The sequence below is a fragment of the Rhodopirellula sp. UBA1907 genome (assembly GCF_002337565.1).
GTDB classification, from domain to species: Bacteria; Planctomycetota; Planctomycetia; order Pirellulales; family Pirellulaceae; genus Rhodopirellula; species Rhodopirellula europaea.
The window spans coordinates 135,499-156,339 of sequence record NZ_DDGH01000083.1 but is presented as its reverse complement, the minus strand read 5'-3'; the positions used below and the strand labels follow the sequence as shown (position 1 = coordinate 156,339).

Below are 20,841 nucleotides of genomic sequence, written 5' to 3'. Positions count from 1 at the left end.
GGTAGCATCGAGATGCGTTTGGGTTTGGCTCTGAGAGCGTTTTGGAAGGCAATGTTTGATCGGCAGGTCGCTGAGCGTGTCGCGTTGGCACTGGATGGCGTCGATTTGACGCCTGGTTCGTCGGCGCAGTCCACGCCGGCTGCCGTGGAACAGGCAGTCGCGACCGCGAAACCGGTTCGGCAGGAGCCGGTGCAGAGCGACGCAATTGCGCTTCTGGGGGCGCTTCAGAGAGACGGTCGGCTGGTGGATTTAATTCACGAGAACCTGGATCAATATGGTGATGATCAGGTTGGTGCCGCGGCGCGACCATGTTTGAAGCAGTGCCGTCAAACGCTGGATCGGTTGTTGGCGATCAAGCCGCTCGCCGACGCTGAGAACGGCGGGGTGATCCCGGTCGAAGCAAGTGCGTCGTCTGCTCGTTTGCGCTGGGTGGGAGAGGCGTCCGGGGCTTCGCAGGGGAAGGTCGTGCACAGCGGATGGGTCGCTACGCAAGTTCAGTTGCCCGCCTGGTCAGGAAGTTCCGAGGATGCGTTGGTGATCGCTCCGACCCAGGTCGAAGCTCCCTAGTTGTCCGGCCTGTCAAGCTTCGGCTTGGCGGGAGGTCGGTTATTGCCGGTCGCCGTCCGCATCGCGCTTGCGGAAGGCCCGCAAAGGCTTGGGCTCGTGTGAATGCCGATGTGCTCCGTAGTGGCCCCAGGCGGTCGCTCTGCCGCCTGGTCGCCAATCGTCGTTCTAGTACTGGAAGCTGTCAGCGTCTTCTTTGGGGGCTGCCTGGTAGCCGTAAGGTTCCATGCTGCTTCCCGCTCGGCCTTGGCTGAGGCTTCGCACGGCTCCGGAGTAGCCGAACATCTCTTTCAGTGGAGCGTGTGCCGTGATCACGGTCATGGCTCCGCGGCTTTCCGTTGATGCGATGATGGCGCGGCGCTGTTGCAGGTCGCCAACGATCTCGCCCATGTAGTCTTCCGGCGTGGTGACCTCGACTCGCATGACGGGTTCGAGAAGCACGGGGCCGGCGGCTTGCAGGCCGCTTTCGAATGCATCGCCAGCGGCAATTCGGAATGCGACTTCATCGCTGCCTTCTTCGGCCATTTCCGCGTCCAGGACATCGATTCGGACGCCCGACAGCGGGAATCCGGCGATCATGCCGCCGCCTTCCGCTCGGTCGCGAATTTCGTCGATCGCGGCGCTGCGGACTGCGTTGGGCAAGCCGACGTCTGGTGGAAGTCGGTCAAAGACGATCACCGGATCGGACGGGTTTTCGGTCGGGCTGATCTTCACTTTCAGCCGAGCAAACATCTGCGTCGAGCCAACCACGCGGTTGCATTGGCCGACCAGTTCGGCGTTGCCGCCGATGGTTTCGCGGTAGTTTACGCGAGGCTTGTAGAACTTCACGTTCAGGCCAAAGTCGCGAGTCAGGCGGTGCTGGATGACTTCGAGGTGCAGTTCGCCCATGCCGCTAATGATCGTCTGGCCGATCTCTTCGTTGTCGACCGCCCGGAAGGTTGGGTCTTGGCGGCGGAGCATGTCGAGGGTTTCTTCCAGCTTCTTTCGGTCCGCCGTGCTTTCTGGTTCGATCGCCATCGAGAGCACTGTTTCGGCGAATTTGATGCTGGGCAGTTCGATTGTTTCTTTGGTGTCGCAAACCGTGTCGCCGGTGATGGCGAATCGGGGGCCAATCACGCAGCAGATATCGCCGGCGCCCACAGAGTCGACTTGCCCGTCGCGTTCCTTTTTCGAGGCGTGGATTTGCCAAATTTGGGCAACGTTTTCCTTTTTGTCTCGGTTGGGGCACTGCACGCGAGAGTTTTGTTTTAGCTCGCCGCTGTAGATCCGGATCCAATAATTGTCGCCCGTTTTCGCGGGCAAGATCTTGAAAACGAGGCCGCAGAATGGCTCTTTCGGGTCTGGGTTTCGGGAGAGTGTTTTGTCGGGTTTCTTTGGGTCGTGGCCTTCGACCGCTGGGCGATCCAGCGGGCTGGGGAGAAAGTTTCCGACGCCGGTCATCAGTGGCTGCACGCCGATTCCGTGGAGAGCGGAGCCGCAGAAGACGGGTTGGATGGTGCGGTCGATGCAGCCTTTTCGCAGAGCTGCCAGGATCACATCGCGAGGGACTTCTTTGTCTTCCATCGCCAGTCCCATGGCTTCTTCGCTGAGTTCATAGACCGCTTCCAGCATCTGCTCTCGCCAGATCGCAGCGTCGTCGGCCAGTTCCTCCGGCAGATCGGTTTCTGTGATTTGCTTGCCTTCAGTCTCCGGGTCGAACTGCAGGAGTTTCATGTTGACCAAGTCGATGACGCCGCGGAACGGATTGTCGACGTGAGCTGGGCCTTCGCCGACGGGCAGTTCGACGGCAACGGGTCGGCCGCCCAGTCGAGGGCCGATGTCGTTGAAGACGGTCTCGAAGCTCGCGCCTTCGCGATCCATCTTGTTGATGAACACGATACGAGGGACCTCATAGCGATCAGCTTGTCGCCACACGGTTTCGCTTTGGGCCTCGACGCCTTCGCGTGCGGAGAACACCACGACCGCTCCGTCGAGGACTCGCAGGCAGCGTTCGACTTCGGCGGTGAAGTCAACGTGGCCGGGGGTGTCCAGCAGGTTGATGTTGTAGTCGCCCCAGGCGTACTTCACGCAGGCGCTGAAGATCGTGATGCCGCGTTCTTGTTCTTCGGGGTCATCGTCGGTGTCGGTGGTGCCGTGGTCCACTCGCCCGACCCGGTGTTTCGCGCCGCTGAGGTAGAGCATTCGCTCGGTGACGGTGGTTTTGCCAGCGTCGATGTGGGCGATGATCCCGATGTTGCGAATCTTGGATATGTCGGCGGCCATGGCGGGTCGGTGCGTTGGGAAGCGTTTTGGGGCGGGTGCGCAAAGAAAAATCGCGATCCGGCAGAACCGAATCGCGACCAATTGTGAACGTTAGAGGGCATCGCGCGTAGCGGCTGAAAATCAATTCAGTCGTTCGCGGCGGATCACCATGCGAAGTGAGCGAATGCCTTGTTGGCGTCAGCCATGCGGTGCGTGTTTTCGCGTTTGGTGTAGGCGGCGCCTTCCTTCTTGAAGCCAGCCAGCAATTCGTCGGCCAGTTTCAAGGCCATTGGGCGGCCCTTTTTGTCGCGAACAGCAGCCAGGATCCAGCGGATCGCGAGGCTTTGTTGGCGAGCTTTGTTGACCTGCATTGGAACTTGGTAGCTGGCACCACCGACTCGCTTGCTGCGAACTTCGATGTATGGCTTGATGTTTTCCAAGGCCGCTTCGAAGACTTCGATAGGAGTCTCTTCACCTTCGTGGCGTTTGCCGATCTCTTCCAGGGCATCGTAGAAGACTCGCTGTGCGGTGGTCTTCTTTCCGTCCAGCATCAAGCAGTTGATGAATTTGCTAGCCAGCAACGAGTGGTGCCGCGGGTCGCCGATGAGTTGCGAGCGGCTGGAAGTGATGCGTCCCATGAATGTCTGATCGAGCTACGAAGGGAAGTGAATGATTTGGAAACGACAGATGCCGAGAAGTGAAGGGCTGGGCCTTACTTCTTGGCTCCGTAACGGCTGCGGGATTGCTTACGGCCATCGACACCCAATGCGTCGCGTGAACCGCGGACAACTTGGTAGCGAACACCGGGCAAATCGCGAACACGACCACCGCGAACGAGCACGATCGAGTGCTCTTGCAGGTTGTGGCCTTCGCCGGGGATGTAAACGGTGACTTCTTTGCCGTTGCTCAATCGAACCCGGGTGATCTTCCGCAAAGCCGAGTTTGGCTTCTTGGGGGTCATGGTCCGGACTTGCAGGCAAACACCCTGTTTTTGAGGGCATTTCTCGAGAACCGGCGACTTGCTCTGGCTCTTTTTCTGCTTCCGGTTTTTACGGACGAGTTGATTGATCGTTGGCATGAAAACAATGCAATTGGACGGTGATGTGTCGCGGCACGCAACTTGGGCCGAGATTTTTGCAAGCGGCGAAGTATGGCGGCTGTGCCATTCCTGTCAAGGCCGAATTGCGGGTGAAATGCATTCGTGTGGCATTCTGGGGTGTCTGTCGACACTTCCCACGTCCCAAATGCGGCGCCAGAGTTTCGTCAGTCGCGTGGCTTCTGAATGATCTCTTTTCGTCTGGCGATGAAATGTTCCCCAGTTTTCTTCGTCATGGCAAGCGGATTTCACATGGAAAACGCCCTGCTTGTCGGACGATTGCTCTACTCTGGTTCTGATGATTTTCTTTCCACTGCCTCCTCAACCGTGACGCCTGTATCTCGCCGCGTGAAACAGCCCAACGAAACATTTTCGTCACCGTCTTGGCCGATTTCGATCGGTGCTCCGGTTTGGTCCTGCGACGGATGGGGCGACTTGGTCTATCCCAAAAAGACGCCTCGGACGGAGTGGCTTTCGTGGTATACGCGAACGTTCAATACGGTCGAAGGAAACAGCACGTTTTATGCTGTCCCAGGTGAGCAAACTTTTCGCGGCTGGGCCGAGCAAGCGGCCGATGGTTTTGAGTTCTGCTTCAAGTTTCCCAAGCGGATCTCGCATGACAGCATGCTGCAGCACTGCGACGACGAGGTGCGAGAATTTCTGGCTCGGTTGCGAGTGATTGCAAAAGCCAATCGGTTGGGACCGACGTTTTTGCAACTCGGGCCAAACTTTGGCCCTGATCGATTGCCCATCCTGGCGAAGTTTCTTCGCCGTTTGCCGCGTGAATTGCAGTGGGCGGTGGAGCTTCGGCATCACGATTGGTTTGATTCGGCGGACAACGAGGCACGCGTGAACGATTTGCTGCGTGACCTTCAGATCGACAAGGTCACATTTGATAGCCGGCCTCTGTTCCAATCACCGCCTGAAGATGTGATCGAAGAAAAGTCACAGGCGAGAAAGCCGCGAACGCCAGTCCGACAAACGGTCACGGCCCAGCGGCCAATGTTGCGAATCGTGGGACGCAATCGCGTCGAGCTTGCCGATACATTCTTGGATCAGTGGCTGCCGATCTTGGTCGGCTGGCTGAAGGCGGGTTTGCGACCGATCGTGTTCACGCACACGCCTGATGATCGCTTGGCACCGCAGTTTGCTGAGTCGTTGCTAGCGAAATTGGCCGATGCGATGCCGGGTGTGGACTTCACCCTGCCCCGCCCTCCACAATCTCCCGAACAATTGTCGTTGCTGGATTGAATCGATCCGTACGACGTTTCCCCAACTGGCTTCTCCCCGCAGGCTTTTCCCATGCAACATCTGGATGTTCGAATTCACGACAACGTGGCGACCGTTTTGATTGACCGGCCGGAAAAGCATGGTGCTCTCAGTCCCGGATTGTTGTTTGATCTCAACGAAGCTCTCGGCGATGTGCACCAAGAAAAACGGGCACGGGCGGTCGTTCTGTCATCGCGAGGCGATCATTTTTGCTCGGGAGTCGACCTGCAAGTTTTTCAACAGATCGCCGACTTGCCAGAATCGGAACGGATGCAGCAATGGTTCGAATATTGGCGAGCGGTTTCGGAAACCTGCGAGAAGATGCTGCGGTTCCCAAAGCCAATCATTGCGGCGGTGGATGGAGCGGCGATCGGGGCGGGGTTCGCGCTGATGTTGGCTTCCGATTTGTGCGTGGCCAGCAATCGAGCCACCTTTGCCGCCGATGCCGCTCGACGGGGGCTGGTCGGTGGAGTGACGACCGCGTTGTTGTCGTTCCGAGTCGGTGCGGCGGCCGCTGCCAGGCTGACTTTGGCTGGTGAAACGATCGATGCGAACGAAGCCCAGCGATTGAATTTGCTGTGCCAATCGCCGGTGGCGTCGGATCAAGTTTGGGTGGCGGCCAGCCAGTGGGCGGCTCGTTGCAGCGAAGGACCCGCCGAAGCGGTGCAAGCGTCCAAGCGATTGCTCAATGAAAGCGTTGGTGAAGCCTTGCTGACCCAGATTTCCGCGGCGGCTGCGGACAGCGCGTCGGCATGCACGACGGAATCCGCCGCCGAAGGTGTTTCCGCGTTCCTCGAAAAACGCAAGCCGAGCTGGCCTTAGCTGATGTCTTTCGAAGCGTATGTTGGGCTTCCAAGCCCGACGAAACCATCTCTTCCGTCGGGCCTGGAAGCCCAACGTACAAATTCAGCGTGCAAGCTACGAACGTTTGCGGTAGCAAACTCGGTAAACCGGGATGCCCATCTTGCGACTGCGTCGTTCGAAGTGGGTGTGGAAGTCCAAGTCATGCGTGGATTCTCGCTGCGTTTCCGGCAACGGCACGCCGAGTTCCGGTGCGATTTCCGCGATCAGTTCCACGGTCAGTTCAAAGTAATCCAGCACGTCCGTCCAGAAGTGCAGTCGGCCTCCGACGCGAAGGCAGCGGCTGAAGTTGAGAATGTTGTCATGGCTGAGAACGCGGCGTTTGCGATGTCGCTTTTTCCACCAGGGATCCGGGAAATAGACGTGCACTCCATCGAGTGATCCATCCTCGATTCGTTTGCCTTCGTCCGTCACTGCGAACAGCGGCGTTGCGTCGCCCGCCAACATTTTCGCGTTGGTTCGCTCGCGTTTGGCCAGTCTCGCGGCAGCGTGAGCGGCGTATTTGCGAGCGATTTCGATCCCGAAGTAGTTGTGTTCGGGGCGACGATCGGATTCGGTTTGAATGAACAACCCTTTGCCGCTGCCGACCTCAATTTCTAGCGGCTGGTCGTTGCCGAACAGCGTTTGGCTGTTGATCGTCGCTGGTAAATCCTCGGGCGTTTTCAGCCAGGAATCCAGGTCCAATGCGGGGTTGGGTTTTCGGAGGGCGGCGCGAGGCATGCAAAGAAGCTGTTGAGGGAAAGGCGAAAGACGGTGTGCCGTCATCGTAACGCGACGCAAAATCTCTACAATCTTCCCTTCCCGCTTTCTGCCGACTCGATTTGCCCCACCCCCTTTCGGATTCCAAGCCCGCATGGCTGCGACAACTAACAATTTTGACGGCCTTCGCGTGGCCGCTCTCGAGAGCCGACGGGCTGACGACATGACGCGGCTGATCTGCAAATTCGGTGGCGAAGCTTTCGTTAGCCCATCGATGCGGGAGGTGCCGATTGAGCCCAACCGGGCAGCAATTGACTTCGCCTATCGCATCATCACCGGTGACATCGGCATCGTGATCCTGATGACCGGCGTTGGATTTCGGTATCTGCTGAAAGCCACCGAGAAGCATGTCGAACAGCAACGACTGCTCGATGCTCTCAGCGATATCACGACGATCTGTCGCGGTCCGAAACCGGTGGCGGTGATGCGTGAGTTTGGGCTGAAGCCGACTCACCGTGTGCCCGAACCAAACACTTGGCGTGAGTTGCTGCAAACGATCGACGCAGGGATTCCCGTTGCGAACCAAACGATCGGCATTCAGGAGTACGGCGTCAGCAACAAACAACTGATCGCCGGTTTGGAAGCTCGCGGTGCAATCGCCGAATCGGTCAAAGTCTACGGCTGGGAATTCCCCGAAGACACTCAGCCGCTGAAGGCGAACACGCTGGCGCTGGCCGAAGGCGAACGAGACATCTTGCTGGTCACCAGTGCTCATCAAGTCGTCAACATGCTCCGCATGGCCGAGGAGCTTGGTGTCAGCGATTCGCTTCGCGACGGTTTGTCCAAGACCGCGATCGTGTCGATCGGTCCCACGACCAGCGACATGTTGCGAGAGCATGATCTGGCTATCGCGATGGAGCCATCGCATCCCAAAATGGGGCACCTCGTCAGCGAGTCAGCTCGCGATGCCAAACGTTTGGTCGACGAAGTCCGTTCCAAATCGCCCACTTCTGGATCGTCTGCCTCTGTCACGGTGCGGGCGGATGATTCCAATCTCATTTCTGCTAGCAAGACACCTATGCCCGCCATCGACGATCACCCCTCTCAATCCAGTTTGTTCATGCGTGCTTGTCGCGGTGAGCCCACGCCCCGCACACCGGTTTGGATGATGCGGCAGGCCGGTCGCTACATGCAGGAGTACCGCGAAGTTCGTTCGCAGCAAACGTTTTTGGAACTTTGCGCCAATCCCAAGTTGTGCAGCGAAGTGATGTGCACCGCGGTCGAAAAGCTGGATGTCGACGCGGCGATCATCTTTTCGGACTTGTTGCCAATTTTGGTCCCGATGGGATTTGATTTGGAGTTCGTCAAAGGTGACGGCCCAGTCATTCACAACCCGGTTCGTTCGGCGGCGGACGTGGATCGAGTCAAAGGCCTCGACAACCCGCAGGACCTTGGCTTCGTTTATGAGACGGTCAAGCAAACGCGAGCGGACCTGCCCGAAGGCATCCCGTTGATCGGATTCGCGGGAGCTCCGTTCACGCTGGCCAGTTACGCGATCGAAGGCGGTGGCAGTCGACAATACAGCAGCACGAAAGCTTTGATGCGTGCCGCCGATGGTGGCTGGGCCGCGCTGATGGATCGGTTGACCGACGCGATCATCGTCTACTTGAACGAGCAGATCTCCGCAGGTGCCCAGTGCGTGCAATTGTTTGACAGTTGGGCTGGTTGTTTGTCGCCGGGCGACTACCGCGAATTCGTTTTGCCGTGGATGAAACGCATCTTGGAAGGCGTGACTCCCGGCGTGCCATTGATCAACTTTGCAACCGGCAATCCGGAGTTGCTGCCTCTGCTGCGAGGCGATCGCCGCACGGTGGTGGGAGTCGATTGGCGGATCGAACTGGACGTGGCTTGGAAACGCGTCGGGCATGACATCTCCGTTCAAGGCAACTTGGACCCGTCGGTGTTGCTGACCGATGCCAAGACCATCCGCGCGGCTGTGCAAGATGTTTTGGACAAGGCCGGCGGTCGACCCGGACACATCTTCAATCTCGGTCATGGCGTGCTGCAACAAACTCCGGTTGAGAATGCCATTGAGTTGGTCAAAGCCGTGAAAGAACTCTCGGTGCGAGATGATTTCTCAGCCGAGGATGGTGGAACGGATTCGTGACCGAAACCTCTCGTGTTGTTTGCCCGTTGTGTCCGCTGCACTGCGACGATGTCGTGGTGAACACGGACGGATCGGTTCAAGCAAACGGGTGCGAGATCGCTGAGTCCGCCGGTTCGTTGATGAACCAAGTGGCTCGCGCGGACGAGGCGACGTTGGCCCGGATCGCTGCCGGCGAACAACCCATACGCGTGATCACGTCGGGAGTGGATTTGGTTGCGGCTCGGCAGTTGGTCCAGTGGCAATCCGACGGTGCGATCGAAGTCGAAATCGAAACGGATCCTTCGGTCCAGGCCATTGGAACGGTCACACCTCGAGATGGAATTGTTGCGGCGACGCTGTCCGAAGTCGTCACGCATGCCGATTTGGTTTGGTTGATCGGCGAAGTCGATCCGGCTTGGCCTCGTTTGGAAGAGAAGCTGCGTCTGGAGTCTGCGGGTTCCGGCGCAACGATTGGCAAACGACAGTTGAAGCGTTGGGAGCGATGGACCGCTGATTTCGCGGGCCGGATGCATCACGCAATCGAGCACCCGGATGAGACCGAGGAAGGTTCCGAGTTTCAAGCGCGGGCCAACCATTTTCTTGATAGCCAGTACGCAGCGATCGTGATCGGTCCCGGAGCGTTTGACACGGACGAAGCGGAGATGACCGCCGCGATGGTGGCGCGAATCACCCGCCGTCGCAATGAGTCGGCTCGGTGTGTTTGCGTGACCTTGGATCCCGCCGCGACGCTGCGAAGCGTTCATGCATGGCGGACTAATGAATCGCTTGCGTCGATGATGTCTGACGATGGGGGTGATTCGGTTCCCGTGATTCGATTGGTGGGGATTGGCCATCGAACGTCCGGCGATCGTTCGGTCGATCTTCAAATTGGCGGGCATGACCCTGGGGTGGAACTTGCCAAAGCGTTCTTGCCCGCGAGTCCCTGGACAAACTCCATGGTCATCCGAGGCGACGGATCCGTGACCCTGCCACTTCAAGAGCCAACCGCTCTGTCTGTCGAGTCCCCCACCGCCATCGAGCAACTCAAAATGGTGCTCCCAGAGTAAAGTCGGGTGATTTGATAGATTGACGTGGAGGCTTCGAACCAAAGGCCTGCAAGCGAACGCTTGAGGTTCGAGGGCCAGGGGATTCTTACAATCCGCAGTTCCAGGTGGGGTTCATGTTCAAGCAAGAAGGCTACGACCTGATGGGGGCCGCGTTCGAGGTCTACAACCAACTTGGCTATGGAATGGCTGAGGGAATTTATCAGTCAGCTTTGGAAGTCGAGCTCGGGTTGAGAGGGATCGCATTTGTCGCCCAATCTGAATTGAGTGTGTACTTCAAGCAGCATCTTTTGACTCCGAAGTACCGACCGGACTTGCTGGTTTTCGGTGAAATCGTAGTCGAACTGAAGGCTTTGAAAGAACTTTGCTCTGATCATGAAGCTCAGTTGTTCAATTACATGCGAATCGCGCGGAAGCGAGTTGGCTACCTCATCAACTTTGGAAAGAAGGGTGATTTGGAATGGAAGCGATTCGTGATCAATGATTTGCATTCCCAACGAAGCCGTTGAGATGGTGGAGTTGGGGGGAACACTAATCTTCTCTAATCGCACACTAATAGTTGTGAATTGGGGCGGATTGCCCCGGAGATTAGTGTGCGATTAGCGTCGATTAGTGTTCTTCAAATTCATCCGGCAGGCTATCTGAAGCGTGTGCAAGAGGTGTGATCGCTTGGTGGGGCTGCCGCTGTTTGGTACTTCACGAGTGCTGCTCGTGGGACACCTCATGAGGTGAAATGGCGGAAGGGAGGGGAACACTAATCTTCACTTATCGCACACTAATCGTTGGGGATTGGGCGTGGTTGTCTCGGAGATTAGTGTGCGATTAGCGCCGATTAGTGTTCCTGAAACAGTCTTCGTCGGGGAGATCCAGACTGACGCCGTCACTCGCTTTCGAATCGCTGTTTGAGGTCGTTTAGCATGGCGTGCAAGAAGTCTTTGTTGTCGTCGGTTGATTGTTGGTACATCGACAGATTGGGCAATGACTTGACCAGACGCTCGAGTCGATCGTGGGCCTGTTTGGGTTGTTCGACGTGAGTGGTGTAGACGGATGCCAGTCCTTCCTGGAGACGTTGGCGAAGAAACGTCAGAGGGCGAAGCCATTCGGCATTCTGGCTGGCTTGGTATTGTCGATCCATTTCTTGGAAGCTTCGGTCGAGATGAAAGGCGATCAGGGAAGGAGCATCGGGATCGATCGTCGCCAAGGCTTGAACCAAGTCGTTGAGGGACGAATCGTCCATCGAGTACCAGTTGAAGCGCGGATAGGCCAGCGTCTCCGCTGCGAACTGGATAGGCAAATCGAGTCGACCTTCCCTTCGCATGTCGATTGCCGAAAGGAAGAGTTCACGTGACAAAAGCCAGTCAGGGATGGCCGGCGTGGTGATCATTTGAGGTCCACCACCGAATCCACCCGAAGAAAAACCGTAGGGTGCATTGGGATCGCTGTAATCCCACTTGGTCTGCTCAGTCTCGGGATTGATCTCACGTTGTTCGTAATCAGCTACCGCCTCATCGACCTGTTCTTGGACGTATTCGGCGATCCAGTCTGGAGGCGAAACATGTGGGCCCGACTCTTCAATGATTCGAACGGCTGAGCCCCAGGCCATTTGACGTGCCGTACGAGCTTCATCAGCGAGCGTTAAGAAATAATTTGTGGCGTTTCTTTGCATCGACTGGGATGCCAGTGGCTGAAGGTCCTGAACCGCTTCGCCAATTTGCACGAGCAATTTTTCAATGGAGTTTTGGCCGATTGATGAATCGCTTGCCGCTGACAAATAGGATCGAACGGACTCTCTGTTAAGTGGGAATTCCCATTGATCGTATTGCCCGCTGATGAAGCGGTGCAGCAATTCAGCGCTTGCGAGTTGCGATTGGGCGTTTCCCTTCTCCAATGAATCTCCGAGGATGAACAGTCCAGGGGCCGGAAAGTAGAGTGGGTAAACCTCGGCCAGATATCCCATGAATCGGCTATTAACGAGCCATTGACCACCGGCGCCGGTATCGGCTTGAGCTGGGTTGTCATCGATACGTATTGTGCCATACCGACTCGTTAGTTGCAGTGTGACTTCTGCCGCTTCGGCGCGTCGTGACGTGTTGCGAGACAGCAACTCAACCGCTCGCATGGCTTGGCCGATACGTTCCATTTGTTGTTCGCGACGGAAGACTCCCAGCCAATAATCGAGATTTTCGCCGAGATAAATCTTCTCGCCGTCAGTTGATTCGAGACCTATCGCCAGCGATTTCTCGGCGGAGGGTAATACGGTTTCTTCCGTTGAATCTTCGTCGTTCTTTTCAACCGCAACCTGCGTGTCTTTGCCGTCTGTGGTCACCGTCACCAGACCCTTGTCGGTTTTGATTTGAATCACGACCGTTGCCAGCAAGATAGCTGCCGCGAACCATCCCAACGGCCCCAGCCATGCGGTCCAAGTATGTTTGCCAATGCCCGGTGGCGGTGAAGCGGGATTCGTTGCCAGTGGGAGCGATGGTGTGATCGGTGCGTCGGATGCAGGTGTCGATTCCGCTCGCTGAAGCAACGCTGTTAAGTTGGCTTCGCCGGACCAGGTCGCAAGTCGCTCGGCAACGATTGATCCGCTGGGACGCTGGTCGGGTTGCCGGTGCATCATCTGACCGACGAACGATTCCAATTCTGTTTCGACCGACGGTTCCAAACTGCTCAGCGGAAGCGGAGTCGATCGATTGGACTCGCCCGTGATCGCCAACACTCGTGCCGCCAAGCCACCTTCGTTCGCATGCGGCCAACGGCCTGAGATCAGACGGTACAGGGTCGCGCCGAGCGAATAGATATCCGACGCTGGTTGGACTTTTCGGCTGTCGAGCAACTGTTCGGGCGACATCGCGGGCAAGGTGCCCATCAGGTGTCCCACCGTTGTGAGTCGGTCGTCGGTGGCCAGTGGATCATCGCCCGGCAGAACCAAACCCAGGTCCAATAGTTTGACGGTTCCGTCTCGCGTGAGCATCAGATTGGATGGTTTCACATCGCGGTGGATCAATCCCGTTTCATGCACGTGCATCAATGCCACGGCGGACTGGCGAGCGATCTCGCAGGCGTCCGCGACCGGCAATGATCCCAATCGATGAGCGACCTTGCCGACGTCCATGCCGTCCAAGTATTCCATCACCAAGTAGTGCCAGTCGGAGTGTGTTCCCGCATCGGTGGCACGGACGATTCCCGGATGTTCAAGTGACGCGACGGTTGTCATTTCTCGATCGAAACGATCCAGCCAACCTGGTTCCATCACTCGGTGAGGTGGCAGCAACTTGATCGCACATTGCCGTTTCAGTCGGTTGTGACGAGCCAAGCAGACCATTCCCATTCCGCCCTGCCCGAGTTGCCCCAGAATCTCGTACGGACCGATTTGGTCGATGGGCAGGTCGGCGGCAGCATGGGGAACCGGCACGTTTGCGGTCATCAATTGAGCGACCGCGAATTGGCAGGCGGACTCAGCCAGCACGGAATCTTCCTCTGAGTCCGCATTGGCAATTGGAGACAACGCGTCCCACTTTTCCGGGATGCGTGACTGGCATTGCTCGCACTCATCAACGTGCTTGGATGCCGAGTCGAACTCCTCACTGGACAGTTGTCCGTCGAGCAAACGGTTCAATTCTTCGACACTCAGACAATCGGTGCTGGTGGCAATCATGACGGGCTTTCGGTGCGAGGGATCGATTGGTTGACCACACAACGCTTGGATTGGGCGGCGATTGGACACCTCAGCGATGAAAATCCTCCAATTCTTTTCGCAGTCGTTGCAGCACCCGTGCGCGAGCCTTGTAGACCGTCCATCGACTGACGTTCAGTTCGCCTGCCACCGTCGCGGGATCGCCGCCTTCGACGGCGGTCCGCCAGAACATCTGCCAGGTCTTGGGATCGGTCGATTGCCTCAGGACTTGCAGCATTCGGTTCTGAATCGACTGCACATCATCGGCGAGTTCGCTGGGCGGATCAGAGCTTTCTCGCTCGGCCCACTGCAACGCTTCGCCATCGAGGACGAGCGGAGACCGTTGGTCGGCACGTTGGCGATCGCGAAGTTTGTTGCGAGCGATCGTCCACAGCCATCCGCGAAAAGTGGCGCCCGTTTGGTCCAGGTTGAACCGCGGGAGAGCCTTGGCGACCGCGAGAAACGTTTCTTGCATCACGTCCGCAGCGTCGGCCGACTGAGCCCCGCATCGGCGGATCCATCGGTAGACGATCGGTCCGTAGACCTGGACCAACATCTGCCAGCCTTCATCGTCGCCGTACCGGGCCCGTTCGAGCAAGGATGGATGAGTCGATGGTTCCTCGACGGCGCCGGGGTTCATGGGGTGGCCTGATGCATGGGACGAACGAGTTTGCGAGAGCCGAACCGGCATCCCGCAAGCGTTCCTCCCAAGATAGCAGCCTGGTCACATGGCAAGTGATGGAGGCCTTTTCAACCTCCGCATCCACCACAACCTCCGCACCCGCCTCCACATCCCGCATCGCCCCCGCCACCGCTGAAGTCGAAACTGCTGCCTCCGTCACCGCTGCTCCAATCAATCCATCCGGTCGAGTTCGATGCTTTTTGGGCAGCCTGCATTTCTTCCCCGTACAACATGTCGTTGGCGAAAAGTTCCGAGGCATCGGTGAGCACGTAGGCGGCCACTGCGGGACCCCAACACGCCAGGCAGGGCAACTCATCCACATCGCCACCGTCGCTTTGGTGAGCTGACTTCAGCCCCGTTTCGGGATAGCTTCGCTGCGATCGTTCTTGGACCGATTTGCCCAAGGAGGTCAGCCGCTCGCGACCCGCCATGTGAAACGCGACCACGAACCCGACGGTCGCGATGACCATTTCCAAAACGAGAAACCCAATCGGGCGATCGTTTTGGATTCCCTGCATGCACCTGAGCCCACCGACGACCAACAAGATGCCCGCCAGCCCCAACGCACCCACGTGAAAACGCTTGCGTTGTTCGGATGATCTCAGCAACCCCGATTCGCGCATTTGCGATTCAGCATTGGTCGCGGTGGAATGGATTGCCACCAGCAATCGCTGGAAGGATTGTGGAGCGTTGCTGGAAACCAGGTAGTCAGTGGTCACCTTCATCGCGCTGGCAGCAACCGGATCATCGTCATGCTGGGCCTGCAATGCACCACGATCAAGGATCGTGAATCCGTGTTGATCGCACTGGACGATGCCGCGCTTTTGCAATGCCACCAGAGTTGTCTGCAGCAACCGTTTTTTGCCTCCTGCCAGGATCGACAGTTGTCCCCAGCCAACTTTGGGAAGAGCGGAAGGATTGGATGACCAGCCGTTGCTGATGTGAAACCAAACCAACAGGTAGACAAAGCCGATGACGATTGCCGCTCCGTACAACGCAAGGAAGGTGGGACCATCCAGGTTGAATGGGAACAACGCCGCGAAAGGCGTCGCTGCCAATCCTGCGATCGCAAGGTGCGACCCTTGCAATGATTTGCCGGTCAAGTTCGGCTTTGGAATCAGCCAGAACTTGCGTCGATCAATGCGAAGCGACGCGATCGATTGAGCGAAGCGTTCTTCCGTCGGCGGCCAAATTTCAACTGGGGCTCTGCCAAATGCCCGCTCATAAGATGCAAGCGTTTGTTCGTATTGGTCTTGGTATCGAACTCGTTCTTGGGAGCCACCTTTGGTCGGGCCGTGGTGAAGCGGTGATGGCAGGATTTCTTGGCACAAGTCCACCCAATAGTTCTCGGTGTAGACCAAGTGTTGATGCCAAACTTGATCGACCGCGTCCGATGGAGTCACACTGTGACCCGCGGTGGCTGCCAGATACAGAAACCTTCGGTACTCGTCGATGCAGTGACGGGCGTGTTGGATGCTCCAATCGTTTTCCCGGGCCAATCGTTGTGAAAACGAGAGGCCTTGAGTGGGCGGAGTCGCGGTCCAGTCAGCGGATTCGCCTCCAATCGGAAAATGAAGAATTTCCTGCCACAACGCGTCATTCGTGACGTTTTCATGCATTGTTTTCATCATTGAGTTCCTCCAACACAGAAGGGCACGTGCCCAACCCAAACGAGGCGCTGCCGAACCGATTTTTGCAGATTGGGAATGCGCGGTGAACGCTCACCGATATGGGAAACACCGGCTAAGATGTCCGCAAAAGAATTGCGATTGACAGGTGTTTTTGGTGCCGGTCGCAAGTTGCCACTGCCGAATCGAGGAAGTCCCATGTTTGCCTGGAAAGATCCATTCTTTCGCCGATTGTTCGCCGCTTGGTTCCTTTGTTCGCTCATGACAACGGCAGCGTGGACGCAGTCGCCAAGCGAGGAATTATCAGTTGGACAGGACTCGACCGCCACGGTTGCGTTGACCCCTGATATGGCGGATCAGTGGGCGAATTTGGTGCTGCATGGCGTCGACACGGAGTTTCCAAACAAACTGTCGCTGGTCTATTCCAACCCCGATCAAATCGGCACGCCCAAAGAACACTTTCCGGCGTTCTATGGATGTTTTGATTGGCACAGCAGTGTGCACGGTCACTGGGTGCTGGTGCGTTTGCTGAAGCAACATCCCGAGATGCCCGCGGCCACCAAAATTCGCGAAACTTTGTCTCGGCATTTGACGGCTGAGAACTTGAAACGCGAAGCGGAGTTCTTTGCTCGCGAGGAGAACAAGTCCTTCGAACGCATGTATGGCTGGGCTTGGTTTCTGCGTTTGGCGATGGAGTTGGATTCGTTCGACGATGAAGATGCGGTTCAGTGGCGTGGGGCACTTGAACCGCTCGAGGAATTGTTGGTTGAAAGGATCGCGGCTTACCTGCCGCTGTTGACGTTCCCGATTCGAACGGGCCAGCATCCCGACACGGGGTTTGCGCTGGGGCAAGTGTTGGACTACGCGAGGTCTCGTGACCTAGACGAGTTGGAACAGTTGGTGATCTCGCGGGCTTGCGATTTCTATTTGACCGACATCGATTACCCGGTTCAGTACGAACCGTCCGGTCACGACTTCTTCTCGTCGGCGTGGAACGAGGCGGACTTGATGCGGCGAGTGCTAACGCCGGAGGAGTTTTCAGACTGGCTGAACAAATTTGTTCCGAAGCTGAAGCAGCAACTCACCGATGGCACGATCTCACCGGTCAGCGTCAGCGATGTCACCGACGGCAAACTGGTTCACCTCGCCGGACTGAACCTCAATCGAGCCTGGTATCTGCAATCAGTCGCGAATCATTTGCCGGAGCAGCATCCTTTGGTAGCCGCCATTCGAACCAACGCGAGAGAACATTTGGTCGCGGGATTGGCTTACATCAACAGCGGTCACTACGAAGGTGACCATTGGCTGGCCACGTTTGGGTTGTATGCGATCAGTGGCGTCGGCCAATTGGGACCGAACCAATGAAAACGATCTCCAAGTCCAATCGTCGTTGGTGGCGACCATTGGTCTCGATTGGTGGCGGAGTGCTGTGTTCGTTGTTCTTTTTTGCGGCGATGTATTTAGGGGGGCAGACCGCATTCGAATTTTCTCGGATGGTCAGCGATGCGATGATGTTGCGTGAGGGTGGCCCGCGTTTGGGGGCACGCAAACTTTCAGGCAACGTGGTGTTGGTGTCCTTCGGGACTTCGAGTGCGGAGCGATTGGGGAAGAAGCCCGACCTCGAGACCGACCGGAAACTCTACGAGAACCTGATGAACGCCGACGCGAAAGTGGTGGCGGATTTGCGAAATTTGGTCTGCACAGATCCGGATGATTTCGAAGCGAGTGTGCGGCCGACTTTGGATTTGATTCAACAGGTTGCTCCAAAACGCAATTTGGTTCGCGATGTTTATCTGACATTGGATGTCGATTACAAGGTTGTGGAGAGCTACAACGATTGCATCGTACATCACGGGATGAGTTTCAAGTCACCAACGATGGTCAGTCGTCATTCGCGAATCTTTCCGATCGCGATGCATGACTACTTCGCACTTCGCGAAACGACTCCGTTTTGGGTCGTGCAACGGCTAGCGGACCAGCCCAACGGTGGCCAAACGGGTTTCTTCAAGCGACTTGATGAGGCTGGATTGGTTCAGCACTGGTTGAACATCTTTCCCGAGATGAGCAATCTGCTGCAACTGGCAAGCGGAGAGGAGACGATCACACCCAATCCAAAATTGGCCGACTACCAGGTTGGGCTCAATAAGGTCAATTGGATCGGTTTTGGAAGCGAATTTCCAACCGTCTCACCGGCGGGTATTTGGGTCGATTATGGGTTCAATCCAAGCGACCTGACTCGGTTGGAATACGGCGATCTGGCAGAAGGCGATTTCGATCCGGAATTGGTTCGCGGCAAGGCGGTGCTGATCGATTTAGAAATGTCTTTTGTGCCTTCGTCGGATCGATACGACATTCCCATTCGCGATCGTCAGGCGGACGCACTGGATGTCACCGGCGTCGCGATTGAAACGCTACTCAATGGCATCACCATGCAAATGGCAGCATGGTACGTGACGCCTGCCCTGTTGATCGGATTCAGCGTCTTAGCTTGCGTGATCGCGGCCAGTTTCCGGGCGCGTTGGGCGTTGCTGTGCGTGGCGTTGTTGTTATTCGCATACCTTGCAATCTGCACGTTCGCCTTTCGCGGCGGATGGTTTCTCGACATGGCCTTCACGCCAGTTTCGATTTTGGTGGCGGGAGTGCTGGGAGTCGGCATTCGATACTTCGAAGAGATCCGATGGCGACAACGAATTACCGATTTGTTTGGTCGTTATGTGCCGCGGGCGGTGGTTAATCAATTGGTCCAGCAGTCCGAGTTGCAATCGATTGTGGTCGGAGGTGTGACTCGCGAAGTGACTGTCATGTTTGCCGACATTCGCGGGTTCACGCAGTTTTCTGAACGACTGCAACCGGAAGACGTTCTGGAAGAACTCAATGGGTTGTTAGAGGTGATGGTTCGGTGCACCTTTGAGGAAGAGGGCACGGTCGACAAGTTCATCGGCGATGCAATCTTGGTGCTGTTCAACGCCCCGCTGGACCAAACCGACCACGCGGAGCGAGCGGCACGAGTTGCTTGGCGAATTCAAGAAGCGTTGCGTTCACACACGAGTGGTTTGTCGATTGGCATTGGGATCCACACCGGGAAGGCTGTCGTTGGCAACGTCGGCACGCCGCAGCGGATGGAGTACACCGCGATTGGAAACACGGTGAACGTTGCGTCCCGGTTGTGCGATCGAGCCTTGGCGGGCGAAATCGTGGTTTCCGGCGAAGTCTCGCAACAACTCAGTGATTCGTTTGTGCTCGAAGCGAATGAGCCAATGCAGGTCAAAGGAATCGCCGAGTCATTGGCGACCTCACGATTGGTTGGCTTCGAAAGCGTGGCTAACGAATGAGAATTCGATAGCTGCACGCAAACAGCAGCAGCCCTGCGACCGCGAGGTCCATTTGCGAAATTTGGTGGCTGGTTCCTTTCAGTCGCAACCAGTCGAGCAGACGACCGGTTGGGCAGCCCAGCCGGCAGTAAGCCATCGGAACAAAGCACGCGATCGCGAGCGTGGCGATCGTCCATGCGATCGCCGACCAAGACGCTAGGTGCCACAAGTACCCGTGGAACGGTTCAACAAACGAGACATCCGTGGCGGGACGCAGCAGCAATGCGAGATAGACGAGCAGCAACGTCACCGCGGGCAGGAAGCTGATCGGCTTGGAAAGCCACGACGGGAGGTTCCACTTGCGACGTGAGTTGCTTTTGGGGCGGACCAATTGTTGGGCCGCACCGTGAGGACAAAGGTGGTTGCAGTACGGATTGCCCCGCCGCGTTGGCGGGATGATCACGGAGACGATCGCGAGAACGACCAAACCCAAGGCGAGTTGCCAGGTGACTCCCGAGGTGGCCCAGCCGGCCAGCAGGGCTAGCGACAGCAAGTTGCCAGCGTACAGACCGATGACCAACCAGACAGCAAGAAGCCACAAGCGACGCAGCCATGTTTGCCGCATCGCTCCGAATCGAATCAGCAGCGGCAACAGGACCAACGCGACGAGTGTGGCGATGTCCGCGTCAGACAGTCGAGTCGTTTGGATCGATTCTTGGAGGGCATGCAGTTGTTTATGAAATGGCGTTTGCCCGAGCGTTTTCCATTCCTCATCTGCCAGCAATTCGGCCGCGAACCTTGGCAAGGTGTAGGCGACGGCCATGCTGGTCATGGTGGCTCCGGAGACGCCTTCGACCTCTTCGGCGGGAGGATCGAAAGCGGCGAGTTCTTCCAGCGTCAGGCCTTCGAAACGTTTCCAAAACGATCGTTCTTGGCGGACGTAATCGACGTAGGGTTCGTTGTCGAAGGAGTGCCGGATCTTGGGCCGCAAGAGTCGATGTTCCATGTCCAAACCGATCAGCGCGCTGGTCGGACCTTGGTAACCGATCTCGTCATCGACCAACGCACCAGTTCGAATCAGGTATCCGAGTTTCGTTCCGCTTTCGTCCTGCACCACGGCCATGCGATCGCCCTGGATTTGGGAGGCAGTGGGGAAGAAGGTTTGGGCCTCGGCCAGTGTCAGAGGTTCTGGGAAGACGAGTGAACCAGTCGCGACGCCCAGTCGGCTGAGGATGCCACCTGCCATCGCCAAACTGGTCAGCGTTGCACCGGAGACGCCATCGATCTCGGGAATGCTTCCGTCTGCGAGTTTGCCGCCCCAGGTCAGGCCTTGGAATTGCTTCAAGAATTCGGGAGAGTTTTTGACGGCGTCGACATGTTCATCGGTGTCATGGCTTTGCAGGACGGCAATCGAGCGAACAAAGTTTTGCTGGTCGAAGAGCAACATCGCTTCTGTTGGTCCGCGATAGCCGACCGATGCGTTGGCTTCGGGCAAGGTCCTGGCAACGGAACCCAGTGGGATTCGGTCGGCATCCAAGATCGCCCAGCGACCGTGTTCGTCCGTGGTGTCAGCGATGGTGCGAGTGGCGGGTTCCAGACGTTGG

The 20,841-nt window shown here is 57.2% G+C and carries 16 protein-coding genes; 8 read left to right on the top strand and 8 right to left on the bottom strand.

Annotated features, from left to right (window positions below; translation table 11 throughout):
• The first annotated feature begins 12 nt into the window (after positions 1–12).
• A complete protein-coding gene (locus B2R17_RS18095) occupies positions 13–567 on the top strand; it encodes a DUF2760 domain-containing protein (RefSeq protein ID WP_339887731.1) in 555 nt (184 codons plus the stop codon).
• A 165-nt stretch (positions 568–732) separates the two neighbouring features.
• On the opposite strand, the gene fusA is transcribed toward B2R17_RS18095, so the two are convergent.
• From fusA to rpsL, 3 genes are all read right to left on the bottom strand, one after another.
• Positions 733–2,907, bottom strand: coding sequence for an elongation factor G (fusA, locus tag B2R17_RS18090; protein ID WP_286765092.1), 2,175 nt, complete (start codon positions 2,905–2,907; stop codon positions 733–735).
• A gap of 62 nt (positions 2,908–2,969) precedes the next feature.
• A complete protein-coding gene (rpsG, locus tag B2R17_RS18085) occupies positions 2,970–3,443 on the bottom strand; it encodes a 30S ribosomal protein S7 (RefSeq protein ID WP_007326864.1) in 474 nt (157 codons plus the stop codon).
• Between the two features lie 74 nt (positions 3,444–3,517).
• Positions 3,518–3,883, bottom strand: coding sequence for a 30S ribosomal protein S12 (gene rpsL / locus B2R17_RS18080; protein ID WP_007326865.1), 366 nt, complete (start codon positions 3,881–3,883; stop codon positions 3,518–3,520).
• Between the two features lie 270 nt (positions 3,884–4,153).
• On the opposite strand from rpsL, the gene B2R17_RS18075 reads away from it, so the two are divergent.
• The gene (locus B2R17_RS18075) at positions 4,154–5,152 is read left to right on the top strand and encodes a DUF72 domain-containing protein (protein WP_236618563.1); all 999 of its coding nucleotides are present in this window, start codon (positions 4,154–4,156) and stop codon (positions 5,150–5,152) included.
• Between the two features lie 51 nt (positions 5,153–5,203).
• Entirely contained in the window at positions 5,204–5,992 is a 789-nt protein-coding gene (locus B2R17_RS18070) for an enoyl-CoA hydratase/isomerase family protein (protein ID WP_008661878.1), read from the top strand.
• 96 nt (positions 5,993–6,088) lie between these two features.
• Here the strand turns inward: B2R17_RS18070 and trmB are convergent, their stop codons facing one another.
• Positions 6,089–6,751, bottom strand: coding sequence for a tRNA (guanosine(46)-N7)-methyltransferase TrmB (trmB, locus tag B2R17_RS18065; RefSeq protein WP_286765091.1), 663 nt, complete (start codon positions 6,749–6,751; stop codon positions 6,089–6,091).
• Between the two features lie 133 nt (positions 6,752–6,884).
• Between trmB and hemE the strand changes: the two genes are divergently transcribed.
• From hemE to B2R17_RS18050, 3 genes are all read left to right on the top strand, one after another.
• Complete coding sequence (gene hemE / locus B2R17_RS18060; RefSeq protein WP_286765090.1) at positions 6,885–8,897, top strand: uroporphyrinogen decarboxylase; 2,013 nt, start codon at positions 6,885–6,887, stop codon at positions 8,895–8,897.
• Positions 8,894–9,943, top strand: coding sequence for a hypothetical protein (locus tag B2R17_RS18055; RefSeq protein ID WP_286765089.1), 1,050 nt, complete (start codon positions 8,894–8,896; stop codon positions 9,941–9,943). Before hemE ends, B2R17_RS18055 begins: the two co-directional genes overlap by 4 nt.
• A gap of 113 nt (positions 9,944–10,056) precedes the next feature.
• A complete protein-coding gene (locus B2R17_RS18050; protein ID WP_286765088.1) occupies positions 10,057–10,449 on the top strand; it encodes a GxxExxY protein in 393 nt (130 codons plus the stop codon).
• A gap of 371 nt (positions 10,450–10,820) precedes the next feature.
• On the opposite strand, the gene B2R17_RS18045 is transcribed toward B2R17_RS18050, so the two are convergent.
• The 3 genes from B2R17_RS18045 to B2R17_RS18035 form a co-directional block, all read right to left on the bottom strand.
• Complete coding sequence (locus B2R17_RS18045) at positions 10,821–13,598, bottom strand: serine/threonine protein kinase (RefSeq protein WP_286765087.1); 2,778 nt, start codon at positions 13,596–13,598, stop codon at positions 10,821–10,823.
• Positions 13,599–13,668: 70 nt separating this feature from the next.
• On the bottom strand, positions 13,669–14,256 hold the full coding sequence (locus B2R17_RS18040) for an RNA polymerase sigma factor (RefSeq protein ID WP_286765086.1): 588 nt from the start codon (positions 14,254–14,256) through the stop codon (positions 13,669–13,671).
• Positions 14,257–14,366: 110 nt separating this feature from the next.
• Complete coding sequence (locus tag B2R17_RS18035; protein WP_286765085.1) at positions 14,367–15,929, bottom strand: TIGR04222 domain-containing membrane protein; 1,563 nt, start codon at positions 15,927–15,929, stop codon at positions 14,367–14,369.
• A 195-nt stretch (positions 15,930–16,124) separates the two neighbouring features.
• Between B2R17_RS18035 and B2R17_RS18030 the strand changes: the two genes are divergently transcribed.
• Both B2R17_RS18030 and B2R17_RS18025 read left to right on the top strand, forming a co-directional pair.
• Positions 16,125–17,291 carry a DUF2891 domain-containing protein gene (locus tag B2R17_RS18030; protein ID WP_286765084.1) on the top strand — a complete coding sequence of 389 codons (1,167 nt, stop codon included), beginning with the start codon at positions 16,125–16,127 and terminating at the stop codon, positions 17,289–17,291.
• Positions 17,288–19,258 (top strand): adenylate/guanylate cyclase domain-containing protein, encoded by a 1,971-nt coding sequence (locus B2R17_RS18025; protein ID WP_286765083.1) that lies wholly within the window; start codon positions 17,288–17,290, stop codon positions 19,256–19,258. Before B2R17_RS18030 ends, B2R17_RS18025 begins: the two co-directional genes overlap by 4 nt.
• On the opposite strand, the gene B2R17_RS18020 is transcribed toward B2R17_RS18025, so the two are convergent.
• Positions 19,248–20,841: FMN-binding protein (locus B2R17_RS18020; RefSeq protein WP_286765082.1), on the bottom strand; the 1,594-nt coding region annotated here is incomplete at its 5' end. The two genes, B2R17_RS18025 and B2R17_RS18020, sit on opposite strands and share 11 nt — an antisense overlap.

What these genes read in the sequence shown, in the direction of transcription:
- B2R17_RS18095 (WP_339887731.1), top strand. Translation starts at nt 13, where the DNA reads ATGCGTTTGGGTTTGGCTCTGAGAGCGTTTTGGAAGGCAATGTTTGAT.
- B2R17_RS18040 (WP_286765086.1), bottom strand. Translation starts at nt 14,256, where the DNA reads ATGAACCCCGGCGCCGTCGAGGAACCATCGACTCATCCATCCTTGCTC.
- rpsG (WP_007326864.1), bottom strand. Translation starts at nt 3,443, where the DNA reads ATGGGACGCATCACTTCCAGCCGCTCGCAACTCATCGGCGACCCGCGG.
- B2R17_RS18025 (WP_286765083.1), top strand. Translation starts at nt 17,288, where the DNA reads ATGAAAACGATCTCCAAGTCCAATCGTCGTTGGTGGCGACCATTGGTC.
- B2R17_RS18035 (WP_286765085.1), bottom strand. Translation starts at nt 15,929, where the DNA reads ATGATGAAAACAATGCATGAAAACGTCACGAATGACGCGTTGTGGCAG.
- B2R17_RS18045 (WP_286765087.1), bottom strand. Translation starts at nt 13,598, where the DNA reads ATGATTGCCACCAGCACCGATTGTCTGAGTGTCGAAGAATTGAACCGT.
- trmB (WP_286765091.1), bottom strand. Translation starts at nt 6,751, where the DNA reads ATGCCTCGCGCCGCCCTCCGAAAACCCAACCCCGCATTGGACCTGGAT.
- B2R17_RS18070 (WP_008661878.1), top strand. Translation starts at nt 5,204, where the DNA reads ATGCAACATCTGGATGTTCGAATTCACGACAACGTGGCGACCGTTTTG.
- B2R17_RS18050 (WP_286765088.1), top strand. Translation starts at nt 10,057, where the DNA reads ATGTTCAAGCAAGAAGGCTACGACCTGATGGGGGCCGCGTTCGAGGTC.
- B2R17_RS18075 (WP_236618563.1), top strand. Translation starts at nt 4,154, where the DNA reads ATGGAAAACGCCCTGCTTGTCGGACGATTGCTCTACTCTGGTTCTGAT.
- B2R17_RS18030 (WP_286765084.1), top strand. Translation starts at nt 16,125, where the DNA reads ATGTTTGCCTGGAAAGATCCATTCTTTCGCCGATTGTTCGCCGCTTGG.
- hemE (WP_286765090.1), top strand. Translation starts at nt 6,885, where the DNA reads ATGGCTGCGACAACTAACAATTTTGACGGCCTTCGCGTGGCCGCTCTC.
- rpsL (WP_007326865.1), bottom strand. Translation starts at nt 3,883, where the DNA reads ATGCCAACGATCAATCAACTCGTCCGTAAAAACCGGAAGCAGAAAAAG.